The sequence below is a fragment of the Enterobacter sp. IF2SW-B1 genome (genome assembly GCF_001743375.1).
Classification (GTDB): domain Bacteria; phylum Pseudomonadota; class Gammaproteobacteria; order Enterobacterales; family Enterobacteriaceae; genus Enterobacter; species Enterobacter bugandensis.
Window position 1 is genome coordinate 1 of sequence record NZ_MJAA01000021.1, and the last position, 6,112, is coordinate 6,112.

6 protein-coding genes and 2 pseudogenes are annotated in these 6,112 nt (G+C 46.9%); all 8 read right to left on the reverse strand.

From position 1 onward, the window contains the following. Positions 1-767: type VI secretion system Vgr family protein (locus A6013_RS23485; RefSeq protein WP_139128244.1), on the reverse strand; the 767-nt coding region annotated here is incomplete at its 3' end. 58 nt (positions 768-825) lie between these two features. Further along, the gene (locus tag A6013_RS23490) at positions 826-1,263 is read right to left on the reverse strand and encodes a hypothetical protein (RefSeq protein ID WP_247649073.1); all 438 of its coding nucleotides are present in this window, start codon (positions 1,261-1,263) and stop codon (positions 826-828) included. Positions 1,264-1,326: 63 nt separating this feature from the next. Further along, positions 1,327-1,821, reverse strand: a complete 495-nt coding sequence (locus A6013_RS23495; protein WP_048958855.1) for a hypothetical protein — start codon at positions 1,819-1,821, stop codon at positions 1,327-1,329. 59 nt (positions 1,822-1,880) lie between these two features. Further along, positions 1,881-2,978, reverse strand: a pseudogene (gene tri1, locus A6013_RS23500) (ADP-ribosylarginine hydrolase Tri1). Between the two features lie 36 nt (positions 2,979-3,014). Beyond that, positions 3,015-3,395, reverse strand: coding sequence for an immunity protein Tsi6 family protein (locus A6013_RS23505; protein ID WP_069733840.1), 381 nt, complete (start codon positions 3,393-3,395; stop codon positions 3,015-3,017). After that, complete coding sequence (locus tag A6013_RS23510) at positions 3,388-4,650, reverse strand: polymorphic toxin type 46 domain-containing protein (RefSeq protein ID WP_048958857.1); 1,263 nt, start codon at positions 4,648-4,650, stop codon at positions 3,388-3,390. Before A6013_RS23510 ends, A6013_RS23505 begins: the two co-directional genes overlap by 8 nt. A 2-nt stretch (positions 4,651-4,652) precedes the next feature. Further along, complete coding sequence (locus A6013_RS23515) at positions 4,653-5,447, reverse strand: DcrB-related protein (RefSeq protein ID WP_069733841.1); 795 nt, start codon at positions 5,445-5,447, stop codon at positions 4,653-4,655. Positions 5,448-5,458: 11 nt separating this feature from the next. Continuing rightward, positions 5,459-6,112 (reverse strand): annotated as a pseudogene (locus A6013_RS23520) (type VI secretion system tip protein VgrG); the annotation flags it as partial.

Genomic DNA, 6,112 nt, shown 5'->3' on the forward strand with positions numbered 1-6,112 from the left:
TACACGTCGATGCTGCCCGGCTTCGGCGACGCCGGGTTCTGCTGGGCCTGGAACAGCCACGCGTTCGGCTTGCGGAAGTCATAGTCGTCGAGGCTGTAAATCCCCGGCGTCACGCTGTCCTCCAGCGCCCACTGGCTGATGCCCTCTTCGTCCGTGCTGCCGCCGGACGGCGTCTGGTGGTACGGAATGACCTCGTAGCCGCTGAACGGCTGATGCTGCGTGGCGGCGTCAGTCAGCACCAGGGTGTGCTTGTCCGCATCGTGGCTGAAGTGATAGGCGATCCCCTCCAGCTCCATCAGGCGGCTGATGAAGTCCAGGCTCGACTCCTGATACTGCACGCAGTAGTCCCAGACCCGGTAGCTGCCGGTGAGCTTATCCTCAACGTTAACCTGATGTTCGCCCAGTAAGGTTTTGACAATCTGCGGCACCGTCTGCCCCTGGAAAATACGCAGGTTGCGGTCGCGCTTCATCGGCCACAGGTCCGGCTCCACCGTCAGCTGGTACACCGCATAGCGGGTGCCCGTCAGCTCAACGGCGCTCACCGCCACGCGGGTAATCTTGCCGTTAATATAGCGGGAGGTCAGCAGGCTCTGCGTCGGGATGGTCACCGTGACCGGCTGGCCCAGCAGCTTAGTGCGGTCAATGCGCGCGTCCGTGCCGAGTACGGTCAGCGTCAGCGCGAACGACTCGGACATCGCCTCGCGGCCTGAGAGTTTCCAGAAAAGCAGCCCCTCCACCGGGAGCTGAACGGTAATTCGGTTGAGCATAATCTTTATTCCACTGTCGACTAATCTCGGTGTTCATTGAGATATTTTTTTATCGTGCTTATTTAAGCCATAAACCTGAAAACATAAGGACGCTACCCAGGGAAACTACGCTTTTAGCAACAATTAGTAAGCCAGGCGCAATGACGCGTGTTATAGACGATATTGCTTCATAATGTTCAGCATTGCATTTTCTGTGCCCCCCTATAATCCCGGAAAAGATCGTGCCGAGCAGCACAACGGTAACTTTTAGTCCCCATACGCACAGGAAAGACATGGAAAAGATAATCGAATATTGTTTCGCCCTTGCGACGGAGAATAATGACATTGACTGAGCGAGCCATTTCAACATAAAACCAATAACAACCGTAGCCACTAGCACCAGAACGAACATCACCCCAGCAAGGAACCATTGTTTTTTGTTGAACAAATCTTTTCCATTCCAGATAAGTGCTAGCGTCCAAATCATAAAAATAAAAAAGAAAAACAAATGCATCATAACATTCCACATTTACTTATTTTCATATCCTGGCATTGCTGACATCTAACTAACCTCTTTATATCAGCCTGTACTGCCAAACCAGATGCCATAGAGCATCAAGATACAGCCTAGCGAGGCGAGACATTTTGCTACCAGGTGTAATTTGGCCCCGTACCGGGCAGACAGAGACGATAGTTTTAAATACATTTCTTTGGTATTATACCGTTTATGAAATCGCATAATACTCTCGAAAATAGCATTCAACATCACAACAAAAAATTTCGACAGTAACATTGCCACCAGGGATGCCGGTAATATTAATGCTATCGCCCGCGCGCTTTCTCTGTCCAGTAACGGGGTTGATTTTGATACGCCAACTAAAATGAGTGTCAATGCAAGCGCACCAACCAACACTGAAATGAATTTAATTCGAAAGTCTCGCCACTCTTTTAGGGTGTAAAGATCTTTCCCGTTCCAGATATAGACTAAAGCGATGAGTATAAAAATTATAAAGCCAGTCCATTTCATTATTTCATCTTTTATCCATGCTTTTTGCCAGAGTAAAAAAACAGCCAATACTTTTCTTCAGATTTATGACACGGATATCCTTCCGTGCCATAGATGATGAACAATTTCTAAGCGATGTATTCAGGAGCTCTATCGAACAATTCACCTGCCATTGTAGCAATCCGTTCGTATTGAACGAGTTTGTTTTTCCACTCCTTCGGAATACCGGAGCACCCATATAATGCCCCAGCTATTTGTCCCGCCGTCGCCGCAACGCTGTCAGCGTCATCGGCAAGATTGGCAGCCAGCAGAATCGCATCCAGGAAATTATCAGTATTCCATACGGACCACATCGCGGCCTCAAGCGTATCGATTACATAACCACTTGAACGAATCTGATCGCGAGTTTTTTGCTTATATTCACCCGCGTTGATAATCATTACACGTGGCTGTAGCGGCATGACGTGCGGAGAAAAAACAAAATCTTTATTGCTACCGTTAATCATATGCACAAGCAAATAACTTAAATACTGTGTGCTATTTATTGCTTCCGCGGCTCCATGCGTTGCTATACTTTGTTTTTTAGCCTCATAAAACGCTTTACTTAATGACTTTCTAAAAAAAATAGAGACAGGTGCTTGCCTGATGATGGAGGCATTACCTGCAGTTTCTGCCGCTGTATTACCGCTCCACCCAGGACCAACAGTTAAATATTGCTCTAAAGCAAACCGAGTTGTATTTCCTATATCAAAACAGACGCCATTTGAACTATTATAACCATGCTAATACCATTCCAGAAGTTTATTCCTGAAGCATATAGTATCAGCATCACCTTTCTCAAGAAGCGTTTCCGCAAGACATAATGCCATGGATGTATCATCCGTCCATTCACCTGCGCGGAGTCGAAATGGCCCACCACCTATCATATCTTTGACATGTGCTTTGTCACGAGGTAAAAATTCGAGCGTCGTACCTACAGTATCTCCAACAGCAAGACCTATAAGCGCACCGACAGCACGATCCCGTGATTCCGCGAGTGAGATGTTACATTGTGGTGTTAAGTCCCATTGTTTTTGTGCATCGCAATCAAAAGATGATTCTAATAGTTTATCATTATATTTATACTGCTTCTTCTGCTGGACTGAAAGACTGCTAACAGGTAAGTACTTACGATATATATCTACATATTTTAACAATACATTCAAATTAGCATGTAAGTCTATCACCATTCACCCATAATAAAATATTTTTAATATCAAACCCTAAAATTCATCAGGATATTTCATTTTAAGATTATGTTGTTTCATTTTGTAATTGGCATCAACCTCATGCGGCAGTCTAACCTTTAATCCTCGGCGGATTTGATCCACAATAAACCAGGCATCCGACAACCTTTCAAAAAACAACTCATCAGAATTATCAAACTCCTTTGCTGCATACATACCGAAAGTCATTTTCCATAATTTTGCTTTATCCTTTTCCTTGCCTTCGATTAAATCCCGTAGAAATATTAATTGTTGTACAATAGAATCGTACATTTGTAAAAGTGGGGAGTGGGGGTTGAGATGTTTTACCTCAGCATATCTCTTTTCTGCTAAAGTTAATGCTTTTTCAACATAATTTAGAGCTGTCATGTTATTCATTATATGGAGTCCAAATATCACGCTTAGTAGTAAACCATTGTATCCCACCGCCTTCTGTCTGGAAAGGTTTGTCTGGTACAGACCAGGTGTCCAAGGCTGGTGTGGCACTACTTCGAAGCATCTCAACTTTTTGTTGCGCTTGATAAGCTTTTACTTCTTTAGGAACAATTAACCCCGTATCCCTGACCTGTCCCTCTGGGTTAATGCCTAGTTTTGTGGCAGGGGTCGATTCGTCAAGAGAATACCAGTTTCCTTGCCAATTCCCCGGGGATTGATTCTGATAAGCTATTTTCCCTTTATTGATTGTTTCAATTGTCACTCTCTGTTCAAGATCTATACCGCTGCGATAAGCTGGTATTTTACTTTCTTCAACACCCTGAGAACGCATAAAATCATCAACAATTTTTTGATTTGCACGGATATTAATATCTCTATTAAGATCGCCCGTGCGTCCAAATTTTTCATTAAGTTCAGCTCTTCGGGCCGAAATATTTGGCTTAACCGGTTCGAGAACAGGCTTACCAGCCCGCCACGCATCAAACCTTGCCCCGCCTTTCATGCCAGCCCCGCCGCCAATAACCGAGCCGATCAGCATCCCCCATTTCTGACCGTCGCTACCTTCGCCAAACAGCATTCCCCCCGCATAACTACCGACTGTCCCACCGCCCATCGCACCGAGGGTACTCAGAAGTGCGATTGCCGGACTGGCCAGCACCGCCATGGCTCCGGCACCAACGGCGAGCATCGTCCAGTTCACCCATTCCGGGATTTCAGGACTTATTTCATCGGTCTGAACTTTGCTTCCACCGATAATAACATTACGCGATCCCTGACTAATCTCAGCACTGCATGTCAATTTATCGCCTGCGCGGGAGGCGGGGAAGTTATTGATGTAAACTTTTATCGAACCTTCCGCAACCCGTTGCAGGCTACCGCTGTGCTCATCACACTCTCCGGCTGACAGGTGAGCGCGGATTGCCCTTCGGCTGTTGATAAAGACATTGGGTGAACCTTCTTTTAGCGTACCGGTAGTATGGCGTGGAGCCCATGACATACTGCCGAGGAGCTCACCCAACCCACCCGCAGCGCATGCCCCAGCCGCAACGGCAGAAACTGCAACCAGCGCGGTCCCTCCGGTGACCACAACGGCAGCTGCACCAAGAATGGCCCCGCCCACCAATCCTGCAATCATCCAGCCTTTTGAGGCTGTATGTGCTATCTCATCATCTACGCGAGCAGCCTGACATTCGGACATGACTATTCGGCTCGCTGTGCCATCAGATACCCACGTATCCGATCGGGCGTATTAAGTTGGTCAGAACCAGAGACCTGACGGCAGACGGATAGCTGTGAAAGCAAATGATTTGATGTGTCTGTGGAAGTGGTCCACAGCGCGTAACGCAGGGGTTGGCTGCCCGGGACGGGTGCAATACTGAGTGGTTTACCCTGCTTTTCAAAAAGCAAATATTGCCCCTCTTTCGCCCGCTGAAGCGAAAGATGTCCATAAAGCTCCTGAATGTTTTCAAAGACACTAAGTAACTTACTCTCACTATCAAGCGCAAAAAATGGTCCTTGGCTATCGGCAGCGAGCATTTCTTTAGTTTCAGTCTGAGCAGGTTTGTGGAACTTAATACTACGGATAATCTCCTGGTATTGATTATGATAATAATCGCTAAATTCGCCCGGGCATGTACCGATATAACACACCATCTTTTGCCCGCCGGGGTGGTCACCGAGCAAAATCACCGTCTGCTTCTGAAAAATGACCGCATTATCATTTTTAAACTGATAAAAAAGCTCTACCGCCGGGTGACCATCAACAGAAGTCATCTGAGAGGATTCGAGACGAAAGTCGGGCACCGTAATTTCCAGTTCACGCACCAGGCGAGTTGCCGCATCATGGACTTTGTCTTCGTTTTTAGCACTCGCACGAGAAACAACAAAAGTAAACTCGCTGGCTCCGTTATCGCTCAGGGTAAATAAATTCATGGTTCTGTCTTTAAATACATCGGGTAAAGCGAGGGTTGCTTCCTGAAGAATATAATCAGCCATTCGGGTTACTCTTAGTTATTGCCATTAATAACAAAAAAGCTATCCACTTCCTGTTGGATTTCCTCCTGAAGGGATGCGCCAGGCGGATCGATGACGTTTCGCCCATCGTCAGGGTTCAAGTGCAATTCGCCAGAAAGCGTATTAATTTGTGCACTCTGTTTTGCAGTAAAGTTAAAGTTATTACCAATGATATGAACGCTACCATCTTTTGAGAGCTCAATGGCACTTTCACCACATTCCAGTCTTAGCGTATTACCTGCGGAAAGTATAAAATTATCTACGACTTTATCGTTTCGACTCTTACCCGTCAGGCATACCACATCGCCTTTAATTCCTGATTTCTGGTTTTTCGCTACCCGTAAGGTTTCATCTTCACCAACAAACTGGGTACGATTTTTTTCAGTAGAATGAGACTCGTCGTTTTTGACGTTAATATCCAGATTCCGCTCGGCCTGGATCCACACCTGTTCCGCGCCCGCCTTATCCTCAAAGCGCAGGGCGTTGGCGTTGTCCACAGAGCCCCCTTTCGTGCGGCTCATAAAGCCCATCTGCGTCGCCGCAGCCGGCAGCGCCCACGGCGGCATGCTCGCGTCGTTATACACGCGGCCGGTAATAATCGGACGGTCCGGGTCGCCGTTGATAAAGTCCACCACCACCTCGTCGCC

Excerpts from the sequence above, each read along its gene's own strand:
- A6013_RS23510 (WP_048958857.1), bottom strand. The coding sequence starts at position 4,650 with ATGTCCGAATGTCAGGCTGCTCGCGTAGATGATGAGATAGCACATACA.
- A6013_RS23490 (WP_247649073.1), bottom strand. The coding sequence starts at position 1,263 with ATGATGCATTTGTTTTTCTTTTTTATTTTTATGATTTGGACGCTAGCA.
- A6013_RS23505 (WP_069733840.1), bottom strand. The coding sequence starts at position 3,395 with ATGAATAACATGACAGCTCTAAATTATGTTGAAAAAGCATTAACTTTA.
- A6013_RS23515 (WP_069733841.1), bottom strand. The coding sequence starts at position 5,447 with ATGGCTGATTATATTCTTCAGGAAGCAACCCTCGCTTTACCCGATGTA.